This window comes from Mycobacteroides sp. H003, from assembly GCF_001440135.1.
GTDB classification, from domain to species: Bacteria; Actinomycetota; Actinomycetes; order Mycobacteriales; family Mycobacteriaceae; genus Mycobacterium; species Mycobacterium gwanakae.
The window spans coordinates 78498-93857 of sequence record NZ_LJYL01000016.1 but is presented as its reverse complement, the minus strand read 5'-3'; the positions used below and the strand labels follow the sequence as shown (position 1 = coordinate 93857).

Here is a 15360-nt window from a genome sequence, read left to right as displayed (position 1 = left end):
CTAGTTTTCAAGCAGGCGCAGCAGATCGGTGAGTATCTGCTCCGCGCGATCTTCGACTTCATCCAGAATCGCTGGCACGTCAGCGAGGGCCTGTCCGGCTTGCTGGCGAGCCGTGATGCCGCGGTCGAAGCTTCGTGGGTCCAGTAGGGCGGAAGCAGCTGGCTCGGCGACCTTCTGTTCCGGCTTGTGCGTAGCGCGTCGCGGGATCGCGCGATGCACCGGGCCGTTCCCGTCCAGGTGCGCGGCGACGATGCTCTGGACTGCCCGAGTGGAGATGGGGCATACGTGCAGCGGGGCTGATCCCCATCGATCCAGCGCGGTCAACAGGGGTAGTTCTGCGGGTGGTTGTTTCATCGCCGCGGTGCTGGCGCCGCGGATAAACGCTGCCAGCACTCGCGTACTTGGGCTCTGGTGCTGCAAGGCACGGATCCGAATCCAGTCGACGAGGATCTGAGCCGGGAAGACACCGGAGTCAGGGAGAGCCGCAGGGGTCCGGTAGTTGCTTCCGCCGGTGCGAACGTGCAGGTTGCCTTCAGGTGTCGCAGCGACGTCGCCGATGCTCAGCCGCGCCAGAGTTTCGAACGTCATACCGGTGGTGGCCAGCACCAGCATCATGGCGTCACGCCGGGCGAAAAGCAGGGTCGGCCATCCAGCGGTAGGCAGCGCGCGCACGGTTTCGACCACGCGGCGGGTGCGCAGCTGCAGGCGTTCGGCCCGGCGGGCGCAGAGCAGAGAGCGGATCTGTTCAGCATGCCCAGGCAATGGGAAGCCGGCGTCGCGATGCGCACCGTTGACGACTGTCACGCGCCGCTGCTGGGTGCCGAGGGCAGCGGGGTTCGCCGCGAGGAACCGTGCCAGCGTCTCGGAGTCAGCTGGAAATGCTTCGGCGCCGCATGCCGCGCACCAGTCTTCGAACAGTGCCCAGACCGCGCGGTCACGCGCCGACCGCTCGACAGTGATCACAGCCCCAACGTGGTGACGGCGTTTCCGATGAGCGGGGCTTCCTCGCGTGCGTAGCGCTCGACCATGGCCGGCGTGCGGTGACGGGTTTTGTCGCATGATCGCGTGTGCGTCAGATCCGTTGCGGAAGGCCTGCGTCACGAACCCGGCGCGCAGGCTGTGTCCGCCGAGACGCTCAACCGCGGCAGGGGAGAAGCCTGCACGGATCGCCCGCCGGCGGATGACGCCGTGTACCGCTGCGCCGGACATCGCCGTCGATGAGAGGTTCCCGTTGCGGCAGATCGATCGGAACAGCGGCCGCCCGGGATCGAGAGCCGGGGACGTGACAGGCAGACACACGTGCTCGTCGAAACTCATCTCTGCACCCAGCAGTCTGATCACGCCCCGGCGGCCGTCACGGTCGAAAGCCGATACGACCTGGGCCCATCGCTGGAACGCGCACGGTGGGCATCTGTCCGTCAGCTCGGAGCGGGGGATTGCGTGGACGCTGCCAGCACCTTCCTGATCGGTCTTCGACTGGCGCACAGTCAAATGCATACCGTCCAGGGCGTGCAGGGCTGCGTCGGCGCCGCCGAGGGAGACCAACTCGCTGCGTCGCAAGGCCGCGGCGAATCCGATCAGCAGGAGTGCGCAATCACGGCGGGCATATACCGCGTCGGACCAGCCTCGCACCTGCGCGTGTGCAGTGGCGATCAGCGTGACGATGTCGTCAGTGAGCAGCGGGGCACGTACGATCCGGGGCCGGTCGCCGGCGGTGGCGTACTCGCGGCGGATACCGGACAGCGTCGCGCGCACCAGCTCGTGACCGGTGGGGATTGCGGTGCATCCGCTGCGCCGGTGTCGATCAGTGATCGCGGCGACCCATTTGGTCAACGTGGCTGGCGCATAGGCCCGTTCACCGTTGGGGCTGCGCGTGTCGGCCGCATCGACGAGGTAAGCCGCAATCACCGCTGGATTGGCGGGAAGGGCCCGGTGGCCGTTGCGCTGACACCAGGTGTCGAAACGGCGCCATGCACTGTCGTAGGCGCGTTGGGTTCCGGCCGATCGCGAGCTCGAGGCGGCTTGGGCGATCCGTAGGGTGACAGCCGGGGGCAGTGCCGCGTGGATTGGCACCGCGGTGTCGACTTCACCCATGGTCGTCGAACTTACCGATCTGGAACTGTGACTGCCTCCGGCGTCCGTGATCTGTGGATAAAGCGCGTATTTGAACACAAAGTTGAGCGCAGGCTTGAGCGGTGAATTTCGCGGCGATCTGGTCAGTGAGCCTAGAGGTCGAACGCCACCAGTGAACCGTCAGACAGCCAGCCAACCTGCTCGCCATCGGGCAGTTTCGCCACCCAGCCCGGTAAGTGCCCCGAGTACCCCTCAGGCACCGGTTGAACTTCGACCGCCCGGACGATGAGCAGGGTCCTCCCGTCGTCAGCGGCGACAACGTCATCTGGCAGATCTGCTTCCACGAGAGCTTCGGTCGGGGTCAGCGGAACATCGGATGCAGTCGCCGTGTGCTGGCTCTCGATGCGATTGGCCCCTTCGCCCTCGATCGAATACGGCACCTTGATCACGTGTCCGGAACCGGTGAGAAACACTGCGCGTGTACTGCCAATCAGTGGCTCTCCGTAAAGCTTCCGATATGCGGACAGCGCCGTCGCGTACGCGGGGTTGAGCTCGTCAATACGGATGTAATCGACCAGCTGTGAGAACGACAGCTCCAGCGACCGGCCGGGAATCCAAACGTATTCTTCAGCTCGGAGGCTCATGTCCGTCACCATCTCACCATGCCCCGACAGACAGGTGGGGATGCAACCGATCGTCTCTTGGAACGCGCCCTGGTAACGGTCATCTTGATCGTGGATATGTGCTCATCACCGAGACCGCTCTTGGGCATCCGCGATGGCCGCGCCGAGGAGTTGGCCCTACACCGCCGCGCAGCATCAATGTTCCAGCAGAGTGCCGAATACCGTTCTATGCAAGTCGGACACACATCCTTGCGCCCTTCCCGTCACCATCCCCGGCGCTCCGCGCCAGTGCCAGGACCGTCACGGATCGAGTGGCAGCCACGCGGTGCGTCCGGGGTGCCCACGTCAGGGCTTGTCCTCCATGTGCGCCGGTAGCGGCCAAATTCCGTAGTAGCCACGCACCGCGGCGAGCGCGTTGCGGAACGCATCGCCGATGTCGTTGCGGTGCCGAGGGTTCGGCCATTTACTGCCGAAACGTAGAGCGCCGATATCAATGCCCAACAGTTCCAACGGCAGCTCTTGGCTGTCGCCGGCCGCCGAGCACAGTGCAATGCGGTAGTAACCCATACCGTTGGGGCCGTCCTGGCGCAGATTTGAGTCGTAGAGCATTTCGCCGTAATGACGCTCAAACGTGTACACAAGAATGCGTTCACCCGAACTCTGATTATCGAACTGCGCCGCCTCAGCATCCAACAACCCCGGTCGCTTGCCAATGGCATAGGGCAGCGGAACCTTGTTCTCTTCCAACAGGTCTTGTCCCCGGCCTGTTCGTGTGTGGATCCAGCCCGTTTCCTGCGCGACCAGCGGTTTACACAACGTGCTTACGCCAGCCTCGATGGCGTCGCGTTCCTCGCATTGGAAAAGAGGAACATCACCGGCCACGCGCGGCCACACCCCGACGTCCACCAAATTCGAGACGCGGTTACGCGAAACCCCGAGAACTTCTCCGATGGCCGTATCGGAGAGACCCTGCTCCCGCAAGCCCAGCGCCAAGGTCCCGGCGACCACTTTCGCGGTCTTCTGCGCCAGCATTTCCTGAAACCGAGCCGCCGCGAGCGCGGCCTTGGCCTGCTCAATCATCTCAGCGGTGCGATCCGCCGCATTCTCCATGCACCCACAATATCCATTGCACTACCTCAGTGCAGTGATTCCAGACGGCGCGCCTCTACACGCCGCGGAAGGAGACGCATACTTCGTCCAAGCGCACTGAGGCCTGCGTGTTCGCATTCACTTCTGATAGCGCTATGGCTCTTCGGGTTCACGTTCATTCTCCTTGGTATGCCGTAGGGGACTCAGTACCTCTTTAATTCATCTTCCCGATACAGCCCAATTCCGCGTCCGCCGGATACCCTGACATACCAGGCACCTTGAGCGTTCTGCTCGGTCAATACCCCCTTTCGTCCCGAGGGAATGATCACCCAAAATCCGGGACGCAATTCATCGGTCATCGGTAGCGGTCCTTATCGGTAGTGGCCCAAATCTCCTAGTGCCACGTTTGGAACCGATCCAAACCTCTACGGTCATGTCGAGAGGGCTAACCTGCCGTGGCTGACTATCCGGCACACGCTGTGTCTCAAGCGCAAACCAGATGGCCCTAAGTATGTTCACGTCCGTATCCGCGAGCATTGCGGTCGACGCACTCCCGTGGAAGTGCCCGGCATCGCTAGCCGAAGTGTTCATTTTTCCTCGATTCCTGTTGCACGGCTTGATCACACACGGGGACCGTTACCGGCGATGGAACGGGGAGAATCCCCTGTGGCGCAGGACATCGTCAGGGGAGTGATCGAGTTTGTCTGGCCATAACACAGACACCGTTACCTTGACTTCTCCTCGGTACTCTTGCACAAGCAGTGGGTCGGGGTCATTGAGCTCAGCTGCGCGAACCGGCTGGATGTTGTGTTGAATCTCGAGAGCTCCAGCGGCGAGGAGCCGCGAGAACACCCGATCTGGCGGCAACGGCAGGAACGTGAGTGGAATCCACGTTGCTTGAACATTTTTGGTCATCTGATTCTTGCCCCCATCATCTTCATTTCCGCCTACCTTGTCTCCGTTCTCCGTGTGCCTAGCCAACCTGACCAAGTGGGCTTGGTCCACCTTCATGCGGGCCGGCACGAAATATGCAGCCTGGGCCTGGCGGTCGATGCGGCTGATCAGGTCATCGAGCTCACAGCCCTCGATCGCAGCGAGACGGTCCACGATTAGTCGCCAATCCATTCCGGTGCGGTCCAGGACATATGGGACGGCCATCATCCATTCGGTATCCGGATGACGCCACAGTTCACCGACGCGGCCGGGCTGGGCGGGCGACAGCCAACCCGTGCTCTTGAGATAGGCGGTCAAGTGCGAACGGGCCTGCGACGCATTGTCCGAAGCCGGGAACCTTCCTGCGGACTATTAAGCGTTCTGCTGTTCTGCGCGGGCACTGGTCGGTCAGCGGGGAAAGGGCGCTGCTCGTGTCTGGGACGTTCATCGACTCGGTCCCGATGTGCGCCGCTGGTCGAGTTAGGCGGGCGCTGCTCGCCTTCGGTGGCGTGTGTCATGGGTGTGACGCTCGCACGTGTTCCGCTCTCCGCATAGCGACCGATTAGGACACGCCGACTTATCAGTCCTGTAGGAGTGTTGCCGTTGCGCGGCTATGTGCTGGGCAGTTCTGCGCCGGAACCAGCGACTAACGCTCACAGCCGCAGCCCATGCACTGGCCTCCGCCGCGGGCACATGCACACCCGGCGCAGTCACAATCGCAGTCGTCGCACCACTCATCGTCGTCCATATCTTCTGGTCCCGATGTCAACGGGCCGGCAAGGTCACACATGGGGCGATTTTGTAGCCGTAATCGGCCGGGTCCTCACCTTCGTTGGATGCCCAGCAGGTGGTCTCATCCGCGAGAGCGATTGCTGCTGAACGAGTATCAGCGTCGCCGATTGGTGACGGATCGGCGACATCAACACATCCGTGGCGGTGAATGCTGCCATACCCCGCGCGGCCACCATTGCCGAACTCGATGACCAGTTCCATGCCCTACGTCTCCCTTCTACGCACCCTCAATGGGCTGCGAGCCGCCCATGGCGGCCACGGCATGTTCCGGAATGACCGCGAAGCTCTGTGTGTTGCCGTACTTGAAGTCCGGAAGCATGATCTGCACAGTCGTCCTAGTGGCGTTGGCATAATCTTGCGCCCGAATAAGGAGGCCAGACAGCTCCAGAGGCACAGGCGGGAAGTTGATTTCTCCGTCTTCTTGGTGGCTTGGCATCCCAGAACCTTTCTGTTGATCGGTAGTGCTCACCGTGGACTTGTCGGGGCTCCATAAACAGTGCTACTCAGCGGCCTGTTTGTATCCGGTGGTGTTGATCTGCCCGTACGTCGGCGGCAGGAGCTCAGCGGAGCGAAAGTCTCTCCACGAGATCCCTTTCCACCACATCAGTAACAGCACAGCCCCTGTTCTAAACACCAAGAGCGCTAACCGGTACCCCGACCACAGACCGACCAATAGCGCACCCAGGAAGAGTGCTTGCCCCACCACGCCAGGCAAGTAAAGGATCGCCAGTAGGCAGGCCTTCGTCAGTAGCAATGGGACAAACCCCGCGACCGCCAGCGCCGCGAACCCCAGGGGGAAGAGCACTGGCCCTAATACCGCCACATCAACAAATGAAACCGGGACAACCCGGCGACCACGCATGCCCTCGTCGGTCATATCACTCATCATCACCTAAATGTCCGACACTCCTCGATGTCTCTACCCAACGCGGACTACATTTGTTCGTTGGCTTCGCGCACATCCGCAAGGGTGATACCCCGTGCAGCCTCTCGGTCCCACATGTCCCTCACCCATCGGTCGCACTCTTCCCAACCCTTTCCGGGCTGCATCACCTCGCAAGCAGCGTCAAACAGCTCGCGGCCCGCCGCGTGAGGGGGCACGTCAGCATTCGTTTCTGTGGTAGTAGTCGCCATACTGAGTCCCATTGTCGTGGTTTCGGTTTCGCTTACCTATCGCGGATTATCGGGCGGTCGTCACACCACTGCGAGACTCATGCCAACGGAGGCCGCACCTGCCACATCTCAGCTCCGCACCTGTCTCATCGACATACAGCGGGAGCATCTCCAGATGGCCAACCCGGAGGCACATTTCCCAATCACTCGTTGTCATTTCCGTGCTCCCTTCCACCTATATATCGAAAGCTCTAACAGCCCTACCAATAACTGGCCCGCTGTTAGCCCTCTGCTCGATACTTGAGTGCGTGCTTTGGGCAGTAGTCTTGGCCAGCAGCGCTGAACCACCCCTCGGCGGCTGGGTCGAGATCAACGGCAACGTTGCCTTCAAGCACGCCCGCGCCGAACTCATCAGTTACATCGCACTCTTGGTCGTCACACGCGATCTGCAACGTCATCGCCATATCCATTGGCTCCCATCGCTTACCTTCATCGGACTTCGCTCTTCGTGTACTGCGTTGACGCTAAGACGGTCGCCGTCGCCCCCGATGCCCGCCGTTTCCGGGGCAGACTGGTCCGCGACCTGGGATGAACCGGCGCCGCGACGGCCGTTGCAGCCAGGCGGTCATGCTCAGTGGAAGCCCACGAGCCATCTTGAGTAGCTGAGTCATCGCAGACAGGTCCGATCTATCGCCATGCTGCGGAGTGGCCGCCGATTCGGTGGTGGTGAACTCGTCAAGGTGGATGACAACCGGTGCCCCCGGCTGCTCCCTCCGTGCGGGATGGTCCAATCGTGCGAGCATCTGCTCTCGCAGAGCTTCAAGCGTCCGTTCATGGTCTTCAAGATCGCCCATATTGTTCAATCCTCTTGTCTTGGTTAGTCGTACCTTCAGCGGACGGTGGACTCTGACTTGTCGATTACCGGACCGCCTTGGTTCCCCCGTGGTCGGAACAGTGCCCAAACGAACAGCGGTCGTGCGAACACTCCAAGCTCTATGACAATCACGACAGCCGGCACGAAAACCAGAATCTGGGCGGTGGCGACCAGCCAATCGGCATGACCCGGCGGCTCATTCACCCGAGCGAGCAGGTGAATCGAGCACACCAACGCTCCTCCGGCTACGCCCAGCCGAACCATCCGCCAAAGGTTCTTCACTTCAGATCACCTGTCTTTCTTGGTCGTACAGTTCCCGGACTATTCGTCGGTACTGAGACGGTCGATCGCGTCCTGCCAACCCTCAGGCTCCCCAGCGGGGAACCAGACAACCAATGGAAGCGGCGACCGGGCGAAGTCAACGAGATCCCGCTGTAATTCACCACCGTCCAAAAGTGTTGGAGCGGTCTCGCCAACTAGGTCACCCGATTCTGTCCAGTAGACGGTGTAGACCGCACCGGATACCGGATCAAACGCCGCGAACTGGTCGCCATAGTCAGCGGCGCTTACGACGTTGTACACCTCATCGGCGGTCACCGTATTCACAGTCGTCGTCATAGTGTTCATTCTTCCTCGATTCCTGTTGTGTTGCTTACCTATACCTTCAGTGGACTTCGTGTTGTCGATAAGCAATCGGGAGTTACCGCGACCTCCAGAACTCCCTGCGCCACTGAGCCACCAAGTCACCCAGCTCCGCTGGAACTTCGTAAGGTCCGTTCTCAAATCCCCAGCGACCATCATCTCCGCACCCAATACCGAGCGCTGGATGCGCAACCGTCCACGACCACACCTCCACCGAGGGATGAGTCGTCATGTCCCGAAAGGGATACTGGCCCTGAATCTCGGCAGTGGTCTTACCCACGAATAGCGGCAGCCACGCCTCACGCCGATTTCTGATTTCCTCGCCCGAGATTGCCTCGATGGGCCGCTTGCGGCCTGACCTCTCCGGCACATTCATGTCGTCGGTTCTGGTCTTGAATGCCGGGTTGGGGAAGGGGGCGGGCGGATGCGCGCGAATCCATTCCGCGTACATCTCGTTCTTGTCTTGTTGTATCGGCCACATGACGAACCAAAACCACAAATCGTGCTCTGGCGCGTCCTCCACTCGCCGCCGCCACACTGCTGTCTCTTCCTGGTCGCTTCGTGAGGTGTCGGATGGTCCGTGACGATCAAGTATCGAAAGTAGTTCCATGCGTACCTGTTCACCGGTTACGATTCCCGGCCGCAGCCGAGATATCCCAGACCGCTGCAATACCCGAGACCATCTTTCTGTCGCCGCTGCTTGCGGAGTCACATCTCGATCAGTCATCGTGCCTCACAGCGGCGTTGGCACGCTGCCCGGCCTCGGTGTCCTGGGCCGACCCGATATACCGGCAAACCTAGACCCCACCGATCCGGAGCGCGATCCACTCTTCTTTTCATCGAGCATCGAGCATCGAGCTCTTCGCATCGAGGGCATACGGGGTCCGTCGATTGCGTGGGGCGGCGATCTGGGTCTTCAATCAACGCGACCCCACAGAGCGAACGAGGTATCCGGCGGCGTAACACCTCCGCGACAAGCCACTCCCAATAGCTGACGATATGAATGTATTCATTCTCGCCGCCACTCACTCTGGGCTCCACGGCCGTGTCGATCTTAGTCGGACCCACAGCGATCACCTTTCTCGATCCAATGCCGCATTGCGCGTACCTACCGCGGACCATCGTCGCGGCGGGCAGCCCGACGGTGCTTGGCTTCAAACTCATTTGCCAGCCAAAAGACTCCTCGGCCCGCGAGAATGCCCGCCATGAGCGACAGCCAGATAGCGCCTAAACGCACAGGTGGGCTCAGAGTGACATCGAAGAAGGCGAACGTGTCGCCAACAGAAAACGCTGTTATCGCCGCAACCAGCATTCCCAGTGCAATAGCCGCGGTATATAGCCATGCCGTCTTCCAAGAGCGGGGAGAGGGTGGAGCAATCTCCCCCTCCCAGCTTTCACAAGTGTGTTTCACGGTCAAGTTTCCTTTCGTCAGTTGGTACCTCTAGCGGACACGCTCGCCGAACGAACGTTCACGCGATCCAATCATCCAGCTCATTGTCCTTGACGCTGTAACGTTCGGTGTTGGCGAGCACCGCGATCGCCGCGTAGATCTCGTCCTCCGTAGGTCCATTCACGTTGTCTCCCATCGTCGTACCTATTCCGGAACAACAATGTCCGCAACGGCACCGTCGTTCAGGTGCACGGTGATTCGAGTCCCAGCCGGGGCATCGATCTCAACGTTGATGCCGTCATGGATGCTGCTGTGGTGAGCGCACACCGACACCAACTCGGCTAAGTCGGCTCGCCCCTCGGCGCTAGGTTCCACCATGGTCATATCCGTTATCTCCGTTCTCCGTTACCTTCACCGGAACCGTTTGTGCGTCCGACTATGTCGCTCGCAACCGGGAGCACCCGCCTCCGTGGCTGTTGTTGTCATCGCGAACGCAAGACTGTGTTCTCTAAAACGGAGAATATCAGTAAACGGGCCGACCGCGTGGGTGGGTGACGATGTACGCAATGGAACAATATGTAGTCCGTGCCGATGTCGTCGTCGCGCGCGCGCTGCTGCCATGGCAGGTTCCTGTGATGACGGTGACGATGCTGCGGGAAGTGAAATTCTCGTAGGTCATCGCGCATAGATGTGTGGTGACTGTGGTCGGAGAGTGGGTGAGCCGGATTTTCGGGCTCGGTAACGCGGGTTTCGGTCGGCGGCCGCGGCTCGAAGTGTCGAGCATGTCACGTCCCTGGTGGTGCTGCTTGCCCCGGTGATCTGGGGTTTGTCCGGTTCTCGGCATCCTCGCGACACGCGGAGCGGTAGAGCATCAAACAGAATATTCTCTGTTTTAGAGAAATTGGTTATGCTGGCGTGTGGAGTACCGAGATGAGAGGCGGCGGAGAGTGGTGACGACCGTGCGAGCTGGTGCCGTGGAGGCGGCTGCTGAAGCTATCTGGCGCAAGGACCCGCTCAAGATGGGTGACCCAAACATCTGGACTGGGGAAGGTGACCAGAGTCCCTACCGGGATATGGCCACAGCTGCGCTCGCCGCGATAGACGCAGAAGCGCGAAGCTCTACCGCTCTGGTCCCCTTGCAGAACGAGTGGGGGATCACGTGGTCCAGGCGCTGGCATGCGCTGGTCCCGGGTCGGGGAGGAATTCGCGATGAACCAGCCACTGCGTGCGGTCGGCATGCGTACAAACTTGATGGGGCCAATGTTCCCGAGCGTGTTCGTCGAGCTGCTGATGATCCGAAGACCCCGGTGTGCTCGCGGTGTGTGGCTGCTGTCGGTCCGAGGCCGCAACCTGAGTCAGGCCGTTCCTTGGGCACCGCGGACCAGCTTCGGCAGCGGGTGATGGAGGTACTTCGTGTTCGCGACGAGACTGTGCCCGGCAGCCGCAACTCCCCGTTTTGGGATGCGACGGACATCATCGAGACGGTGCTGGCCTTCGACGGGCGGCACGGTGAGACCGCCCGGTTACGTCGTGCGCTTGATGACATTGAGGCAGGAGAGGTCGATGCGAATCGGGGATCCTGAGGGCACGCCCACGCGAGAGGAGTCAGATCATGGGTAGTCATCCGTACGCGTATCTGCATTACGGATACAACCTGGGCGGGGGTCAAGGGCCATGGAATATTAACGAATTACCGGATGATGAAGACTATCCGGAGTGGACGCCAGCTTGGATCAACTCCCCTGAGGCGGAGGAAGACTGGCGCGCGCAGTGCTACTACGACCTGGTCGAGGAGCGGCTTCTGTCTGAGGTCGGCGGGTTCCGTGAGAGCAGGACAGGCCAGGACAAGGACGGATATTACGCGCGTCGTTTTGCCGCACTGAAACATGTTGGGATCGAGTTATCTGGCCACGGCTACATGTCCGATTCGGAGATTGGTGGCTACGTCCTTCATATCTACGAAACATCAGTACAGCCACTGGATCCCGCGCATGCCGTTGATTTCGCGAGTCTGGAGCGCCGTCGTGTCGAAGAAGATTGGGATGGCCGTCTTGATCAAGCGATGGCGGCTCTGCAGATAACTTGCACACGGCCGGCGGGTTGGCTTTTGGTCGCCAATTACACATAACCGGAGGAAAACCTCGGCGCAGCGAAGTGGACCGCCGCACATGCACACTGGTGCGCTTAATCAACGAGTGCCCAACTAAATGCACAGAAGAAGATGACACAGGAGAACATGAACATGGCTGATGGTGGACGCGAACGACGGGTACGCGCGCGGCTGAGTATCGGGGAGATCGACAGTGTGTGGATCTACACCGCGACAAGCAGCATGTTCCGGTTCTTCGAGGGGGAGTGGCAGTGCAGTAAGAACGTCTACTACGGGAAGGACCGAGGCTGGTTCGGCTGGAGTTCTGAGCCAGCGGCTAGCGACGGCCACGCATTCATTGAGATGCCGCCTGCTCAGCAGCTGGCCGATCCTGAATTCGCAGAGATCATTTCGCGCTACCACGAAACGGCCACAGGCTCGGCTGGGTGAAGTGGTGACAGGTAATGACTAGCGAATCTGGCGTCACTGGTCTCTGGTGCAAGTATTGCGGTACGGACGCGCCGTTGCGTATCGAGGAGCGGCTTGAGGCCAAGCCGCTCGGAACCTTTTCCCTGGCCGGGGCTCAGATGAAGTTCTCTGGGCGTATGTGGCCGTACGCGGTATGCGATCGCTGCGGCCGCGAGAGCCGCGGCAAGCTCGCATAGACCACAATTCTGGAGCCAGACAAGGGAGTCCAAGTGACCGCAGCTCCGCTAGCAGGTCTCACCACGATCGACGGTGGTTGCCGCCAGGGTGTGGGACGGTGCGGGCGCGGTCCACGCGGCTTCGACAAGCGTGCCGGTTCTGGGTGATCGTGGAACGAAATCGGAAAGGAACGGGCCGGTCGATGACCAAGGCGATGAAGTTGACGCTCACCATCAGTGAGGACGCTGGTCTATTTGTCGTCGAGGACCGGCGTAGTGGTCGGTGGTGGACAGTCAGTGCCGCGATCCCCGAAAGGCCGCGCTTGGTCACAGCTGACAACGGGCGGGAACTGAAGCCGGGCAGTGCGATGCACGTCGCGTTGACGCAGGCTGTCGAGGGGTATGAAAAGACACGGTGATTGGTGGAGCAAGTGAGCGCAAATGCGCTGAACCTGACAGTCGCAGAGCAATTGGCGGCGCGTGGACTGAAGATAGGTGACCGCGTCGTGGTGGGCTCAGTCCTCGTCGGGCCGATTCCGCGAAGGAAGACGGATCCTCGGCGCAGGCCAGCTGAGGGAACCATCGAGGCGGTGGTGGAGGACCCACCAGGAATTCGCATAGGGTTCGACCACCCGATCCGCGGCACCGACCATTGCCATGCTGCCGTATCTGAGTTAACCCGGGTGGAGTCGACCTAGACAGGAAACGCGGCGCGCAGTTTCCGCACCGCGTCTTCCGCAGCGTCCCATTGCATTTCAGCGACGGCCGTGTAGAACTTCGCGGCGTCCGGATCGGGCTCGGCGGCAGCAACCCGGTACAGCAGTTCGACGGCGCGTTGCGGGGCGTACCGGCACTCCGGAACATTGTTGCGTGCGTCGGCCAGGTAGAAGAGCGACTTCTCCAAATCCTGCGCCGGGTTGCCCTTGTCGCCGCGGCGCCATACGTACTTGGTGGCATTGCCGGTGTCGTAGCAGAGCAGCCGGGTGACTTCGATGCACTCGATGCCGCTGGGATGACTCCGATAATGCGGAGGGAAGCGAACTAGGTCGTGTTCAGCATGGCCGGGGCGTATAGAAGCCGTAGTTCCGCGGCCCATTCCACTTTGTCGACCACTCGTGACCCAGCTGGGTGACTTCGTGTCCATAGCTCCAGGTTCTCCAATTTGTTGTCAGACCGATCTGAGTTCTTGTGATGGACTTCCTCAAGCGGCAGGAGGTGGCGGCCCAGGTGCTTCTCCATCACGAGGATGTGTTCTCGGACTCGGCCGGTGTGCCTGTTTGCCCTCGGATGATCCGGAACTTTGATAAACGCGCAGCCATTCACAAACGTACGATCACGCCGGCGAGACTCCCGGTAGCTGCGTCTAAGGCATCCGCAGCTTCGTGTGGATCCCGACCGGAGGTTGCTGCCGTATCGGATTGCGATTTCGCCGCAATCGCATTTGCAGACCCATCGCGGATTTGCATTGTTATCGCTTCGTGGTCCACGTGCGAGGACTACCAGAAGCCCAAATCGTTCGCCGGGAACTGTACGGGGACGTGGCACTATGCCGCACGCACCTGGACCGTGACCGCAGGCTGGGAGAGCCGCAGATCAATCGAGGTGAATCCGTTCTTGATGTCGGTGGCGAGCTGATTGGCTCCGACAGTGCTACCGAACGCTGCGGCTCGATGGGAGGCATCGGCGGCCAGGGCGTCGGCGTCCGGAAATGTGTCGCTGTACTTTTCTGCGTTGTCGACCAGGAGTGTGTACGTGAGTGCCATGGCCGCAAGCTAGGAGCGATGCGCCGCAGAGGCGGTGTGAGGCGCGACCAGTCTTAGCGAATCACGAAGACCTCCGACAGGCATCCAGAGAACTGGTCATTGTTGGAGCCAGGCTCTAGGTAACGTCGTCGCCATGGTCGATGAAGCGCGGTACAAGAAGCTGCTTGGTAGCCATATCGGATTCGTTGAACGCTCGGCGAAGCTCTACGACGCAGGCTACGAGGATGAGGCGCTCCGGCTAGCAACCTCGATGCGAGTAATACTCCATGACACCGGTAATAGCACCTCGCTACTGACTCATCTGGAGCTCACCGCAACGAGTATGCGGGCGACTGCGCGCAAGCGAAACGACGTGCTCGATTACGTGGGATTTGAAATCGATTTAGCCAGCCCGGAACCCATCACCGCGAAGCCAAGGCTAGACGCGAAGCTGATCGACATGCCTCTGATCCGCTGGTGGAAAGAAGAAGTGGTGCTCGAATGCCACCCATCTGGGACCGCGCCCGAGACTGGCGACACATCAGACTTCTCAGGCAGTTATACCCGGCGGCAGATCGTGCTCGCTGTTGCGAACAAGGACGGCGGCGCCCACGTCGACGCAATCCTGCCGGAGCACTACAAAGTATTGAAGGCAGGGCAGTACGGCATGGGGTTGACGGGGAATCTGACGTTCGATGGGCCAGCCCCCTTCCCCCAGGGCACCACGCTGTACCCAAGCAACGGAACCTACGCACTCATTCGCCAGTTCGCGTACGAGCTCACCTCCACGTGTCGGGAGTTCCAGTGGCCCATCGTGCGTAGCAGCAGGCACGTGGCTGGCCCCAACACACATCGAATCGTGGTGGGTAAATGATCCTGTAGACATCACGCTGGATAACCAACGAGCAGCGCCCCTGCGGAAGAACCCCGCAAGGGCGCTGGTCATGGGGCGGGCACCGAGCCCACCCGGTTACTTCTTCTTGGGCACGCGAATGGCGCCGAGCCCGCGGTCGGCCAGAACCTTGGGGGTAGCCCAGCCGGTATCAATCAGGCGCGCGCTCTCTTCATTGAACTCGTTCGCCGCGTCGATCACGATGTCGTTGAGGCGAGCTGTGTCATTGTCGACTTCGGCCTGGACTTCCGCCACGCGCTGGCGGCCGGTTTCCTTGCCCGCCTCGAGGTCGGCCAAGGCCTGCTCGTGGAATGTGCGCAGTTCGGCCAGTCGGCGCAGGCCCTCAGCGATGACAGTGGCCGGATCATCAACAGCAGCGTCAGTCGTATCGGTGTAGGTGTCGGTCATGATGTTCCCTTCATGGAGTGGGTTCCCTGCCTGTCAGAGGAGGGCATTGAGCTGGT

The 15360-nt window shown here is 60.9% G+C and carries 21 protein-coding genes and 1 pseudogene; 6 read left to right on the top strand and 16 right to left on the bottom strand.

Translation table 11 applies throughout. The annotated features are described in order from the left end of the window. From AOT87_RS12065 to AOT87_RS28815, 13 genes and pseudogenes are all read right to left on the bottom strand, one after another. Positions 1 to 963 (bottom strand): hypothetical protein, encoded by a 963-nt coding sequence (locus tag AOT87_RS12065; RefSeq protein ID WP_057969980.1) that lies wholly within the window; start codon positions 961 to 963, stop codon positions 1 to 3. Next, positions 960 to 2094: pseudogene (locus AOT87_RS12060) on the bottom strand (site-specific integrase). Before AOT87_RS12060 ends, AOT87_RS12065 begins: the two are co-directional and overlap by 4 nt. A 131-nt stretch (positions 2095 to 2225) precedes the next feature. After that, positions 2226 to 2717, bottom strand: coding sequence for a hypothetical protein (locus AOT87_RS12055; protein ID WP_057969984.1), 492 nt, complete (start codon positions 2715 to 2717; stop codon positions 2226 to 2228). A 324-nt stretch (positions 2718 to 3041) separates the two neighbouring features. Beyond that, the gene (locus tag AOT87_RS12050; protein ID WP_057969979.1) at positions 3042 to 3806 is read right to left on the bottom strand and encodes a hypothetical protein; all 765 of its coding nucleotides are present in this window, start codon (positions 3804 to 3806) and stop codon (positions 3042 to 3044) included. A 615-nt stretch (positions 3807 to 4421) separates the two neighbouring features. Then, a complete protein-coding gene (locus AOT87_RS29345; RefSeq protein ID WP_237085126.1) occupies positions 4422 to 5036 on the bottom strand; it encodes a hypothetical protein in 615 nt (204 codons plus the stop codon). 447 nt (positions 5037 to 5483) lie between these two features. Further along, entirely contained in the window at positions 5484 to 5711 is a 228-nt protein-coding gene (locus AOT87_RS12035) for a hypothetical protein (protein WP_057969978.1), read from the bottom strand. Between the two features lie 298 nt (positions 5712 to 6009). Further along, complete coding sequence (locus AOT87_RS12025) at positions 6010 to 6396, bottom strand: hypothetical protein (RefSeq protein ID WP_234714713.1); 387 nt, start codon at positions 6394 to 6396, stop codon at positions 6010 to 6012. A 508-nt stretch (positions 6397 to 6904) separates the two neighbouring features. Then, on the bottom strand, positions 6905 to 7081 hold the full coding sequence (locus tag AOT87_RS28820; RefSeq protein ID WP_157859011.1) for a hypothetical protein: 177 nt from the start codon (positions 7079 to 7081) through the stop codon (positions 6905 to 6907). Between the two features lie 66 nt (positions 7082 to 7147). Continuing rightward, positions 7148 to 7477, bottom strand: coding sequence for a hypothetical protein (locus AOT87_RS28680; RefSeq protein WP_131727294.1), 330 nt, complete (start codon positions 7475 to 7477; stop codon positions 7148 to 7150). Positions 7478 to 7512: 35 nt separating this feature from the next. Continuing rightward, positions 7513 to 7779: a hypothetical protein gene (locus tag AOT87_RS12005; protein ID WP_005102197.1), complete on the bottom strand. Its 267-nt coding sequence runs from the start codon at positions 7777 to 7779 to the stop codon at positions 7513 to 7515. 39 nt (positions 7780 to 7818) lie between these two features. Further along, complete coding sequence (locus AOT87_RS12000) at positions 7819 to 8115, bottom strand: hypothetical protein (RefSeq protein ID WP_054429874.1); 297 nt, start codon at positions 8113 to 8115, stop codon at positions 7819 to 7821. 82 nt (positions 8116 to 8197) lie between these two features. Further along, positions 8198 to 8620, bottom strand: coding sequence for a hypothetical protein (locus AOT87_RS11995; RefSeq protein WP_131727295.1), 423 nt, complete (start codon positions 8618 to 8620; stop codon positions 8198 to 8200). Positions 8621 to 9733: 1113 nt separating this feature from the next. After that, positions 9734 to 9907, bottom strand: a complete 174-nt coding sequence (locus AOT87_RS28815) for a hypothetical protein (RefSeq protein WP_157859010.1) — start codon at positions 9905 to 9907, stop codon at positions 9734 to 9736. 989 nt (positions 9908 to 10896) lie between these two features. On the opposite strand from AOT87_RS28815, the gene AOT87_RS29340 reads away from it, so the two are divergent. The 5 genes from AOT87_RS29340 (at position 10897) to AOT87_RS11965 (ending at position 12681) form a co-directional block, all read left to right on the top strand. After that, the gene (locus tag AOT87_RS29340; protein WP_240483284.1) at positions 10897 to 11112 is read left to right on the top strand and encodes a hypothetical protein; all 216 of its coding nucleotides are present in this window, start codon (positions 10897 to 10899) and stop codon (positions 11110 to 11112) included. 29 nt (positions 11113 to 11141) lie between these two features. After that, a complete protein-coding gene (locus AOT87_RS11980) occupies positions 11142 to 11657 on the top strand; it encodes a hypothetical protein (protein ID WP_057969974.1) in 516 nt (171 codons plus the stop codon). Positions 11658 to 11771: 114 nt separating this feature from the next. Next, positions 11772 to 12068 (top strand): hypothetical protein, encoded by a 297-nt coding sequence (locus tag AOT87_RS11975; protein ID WP_237085124.1) that lies wholly within the window; start codon positions 11772 to 11774, stop codon positions 12066 to 12068. Between the two features lie 14 nt (positions 12069 to 12082). Then, positions 12083 to 12283, top strand: coding sequence for a hypothetical protein (locus AOT87_RS11970; RefSeq protein WP_057969973.1), 201 nt, complete (start codon positions 12083 to 12085; stop codon positions 12281 to 12283). Positions 12284 to 12465: 182 nt separating this feature from the next. Further along, the gene (locus AOT87_RS11965) at positions 12466 to 12681 is read left to right on the top strand and encodes a hypothetical protein (RefSeq protein ID WP_052583235.1); all 216 of its coding nucleotides are present in this window, start codon (positions 12466 to 12468) and stop codon (positions 12679 to 12681) included. A 275-nt stretch (positions 12682 to 12956) separates the two neighbouring features. Here AOT87_RS11965 and AOT87_RS11960 read toward each other — a convergent pair whose 3' ends face one another. Both AOT87_RS11960 and AOT87_RS11955 read right to left on the bottom strand, forming a co-directional pair. Continuing rightward, positions 12957 to 13406 (bottom strand): DUF3310 domain-containing protein, encoded by a 450-nt coding sequence (locus AOT87_RS11960; RefSeq protein WP_240483283.1) that lies wholly within the window; start codon positions 13404 to 13406, stop codon positions 12957 to 12959. Between the two features lie 400 nt (positions 13407 to 13806). Next, positions 13807 to 14025: a hypothetical protein gene (locus tag AOT87_RS11955; protein ID WP_005101113.1), complete on the bottom strand. Its 219-nt coding sequence runs from the start codon at positions 14023 to 14025 to the stop codon at positions 13807 to 13809. A gap of 133 nt (positions 14026 to 14158) precedes the next feature. Here AOT87_RS11955 and AOT87_RS11950 point away from each other — a divergent pair, with 133 nt between their 5' ends. Next, positions 14159 to 14878, top strand: a complete 720-nt coding sequence (locus tag AOT87_RS11950) for a hypothetical protein (RefSeq protein ID WP_005102476.1) — start codon at positions 14159 to 14161, stop codon at positions 14876 to 14878. Between the two features lie 96 nt (positions 14879 to 14974). On the opposite strand, the gene AOT87_RS11945 is transcribed toward AOT87_RS11950, so the two are convergent. Continuing rightward, positions 14975 to 15304 carry a hypothetical protein gene (locus AOT87_RS11945; RefSeq protein WP_005100940.1) on the bottom strand — a complete coding sequence of 110 codons (330 nt, stop codon included), beginning with the start codon at positions 15302 to 15304 and terminating at the stop codon, positions 14975 to 14977. Positions 15305 to 15360 lie beyond the last annotated feature (56 nt).

Excerpts from the sequence above, each read along its gene's own strand:
- AOT87_RS12055 (WP_057969984.1), bottom strand. The coding sequence starts at position 2,717 with ATGAGCCTCCGAGCTGAAGAATACGTTTGGATTCCCGGCCGGTCGCTG.
- AOT87_RS11965 (WP_052583235.1), top strand. The coding sequence starts at position 12,466 with ATGACCAAGGCGATGAAGTTGACGCTCACCATCAGTGAGGACGCTGGT.
- AOT87_RS11950 (WP_005102476.1), top strand. The coding sequence starts at position 14,159 with ATGGTCGATGAAGCGCGGTACAAGAAGCTGCTTGGTAGCCATATCGGA.
- AOT87_RS28815 (WP_157859010.1), bottom strand. The coding sequence starts at position 9,907 with ATGGTGGAACCTAGCGCCGAGGGGCGAGCCGACTTAGCCGAGTTGGTG.
- AOT87_RS11970 (WP_057969973.1), top strand. The coding sequence starts at position 12,083 with ATGACTAGCGAATCTGGCGTCACTGGTCTCTGGTGCAAGTATTGCGGT.
- AOT87_RS12025 (WP_234714713.1), bottom strand. The coding sequence starts at position 6,396 with ATGAGTGATATGACCGACGAGGGCATGCGTGGTCGCCGGGTTGTCCCG.
- AOT87_RS11995 (WP_131727295.1), bottom strand. The coding sequence starts at position 8,620 with ATGTGGCCGATACAACAAGACAAGAACGAGATGTACGCGGAATGGATT.
- AOT87_RS11955 (WP_005101113.1), bottom strand. The coding sequence starts at position 14,025 with ATGGCACTCACGTACACACTCCTGGTCGACAACGCAGAAAAGTACAGC.
- AOT87_RS11960 (WP_240483283.1), bottom strand. The coding sequence starts at position 13,406 with ATGGACACGAAGTCACCCAGCTGGGTCACGAGTGGTCGACAAAGTGGA.
- AOT87_RS12050 (WP_057969979.1), bottom strand. The coding sequence starts at position 3,806 with ATGGAGAATGCGGCGGATCGCACCGCTGAGATGATTGAGCAGGCCAAG.
- AOT87_RS11975 (WP_237085124.1), top strand. The coding sequence starts at position 11,772 with ATGGCTGATGGTGGACGCGAACGACGGGTACGCGCGCGGCTGAGTATC.
- AOT87_RS12000 (WP_054429874.1), bottom strand. The coding sequence starts at position 8,115 with ATGACGACGACTGTGAATACGGTGACCGCCGATGAGGTGTACAACGTC.
- AOT87_RS11980 (WP_057969974.1), top strand. The coding sequence starts at position 11,142 with ATGGGTAGTCATCCGTACGCGTATCTGCATTACGGATACAACCTGGGC.
- AOT87_RS11945 (WP_005100940.1), bottom strand. The coding sequence starts at position 15,304 with ATGACCGACACCTACACCGATACGACTGACGCTGCTGTTGATGATCCG.
- AOT87_RS12035 (WP_057969978.1), bottom strand. The coding sequence starts at position 5,711 with ATGGAACTGGTCATCGAGTTCGGCAATGGTGGCCGCGCGGGGTATGGC.
- AOT87_RS28820 (WP_157859011.1), bottom strand. The coding sequence starts at position 7,081 with ATGACGTTGCAGATCGCGTGTGACGACCAAGAGTGCGATGTAACTGAT.
- AOT87_RS28680 (WP_131727294.1), bottom strand. The coding sequence starts at position 7,477 with ATGGGCGATCTTGAAGACCATGAACGGACGCTTGAAGCTCTGCGAGAG.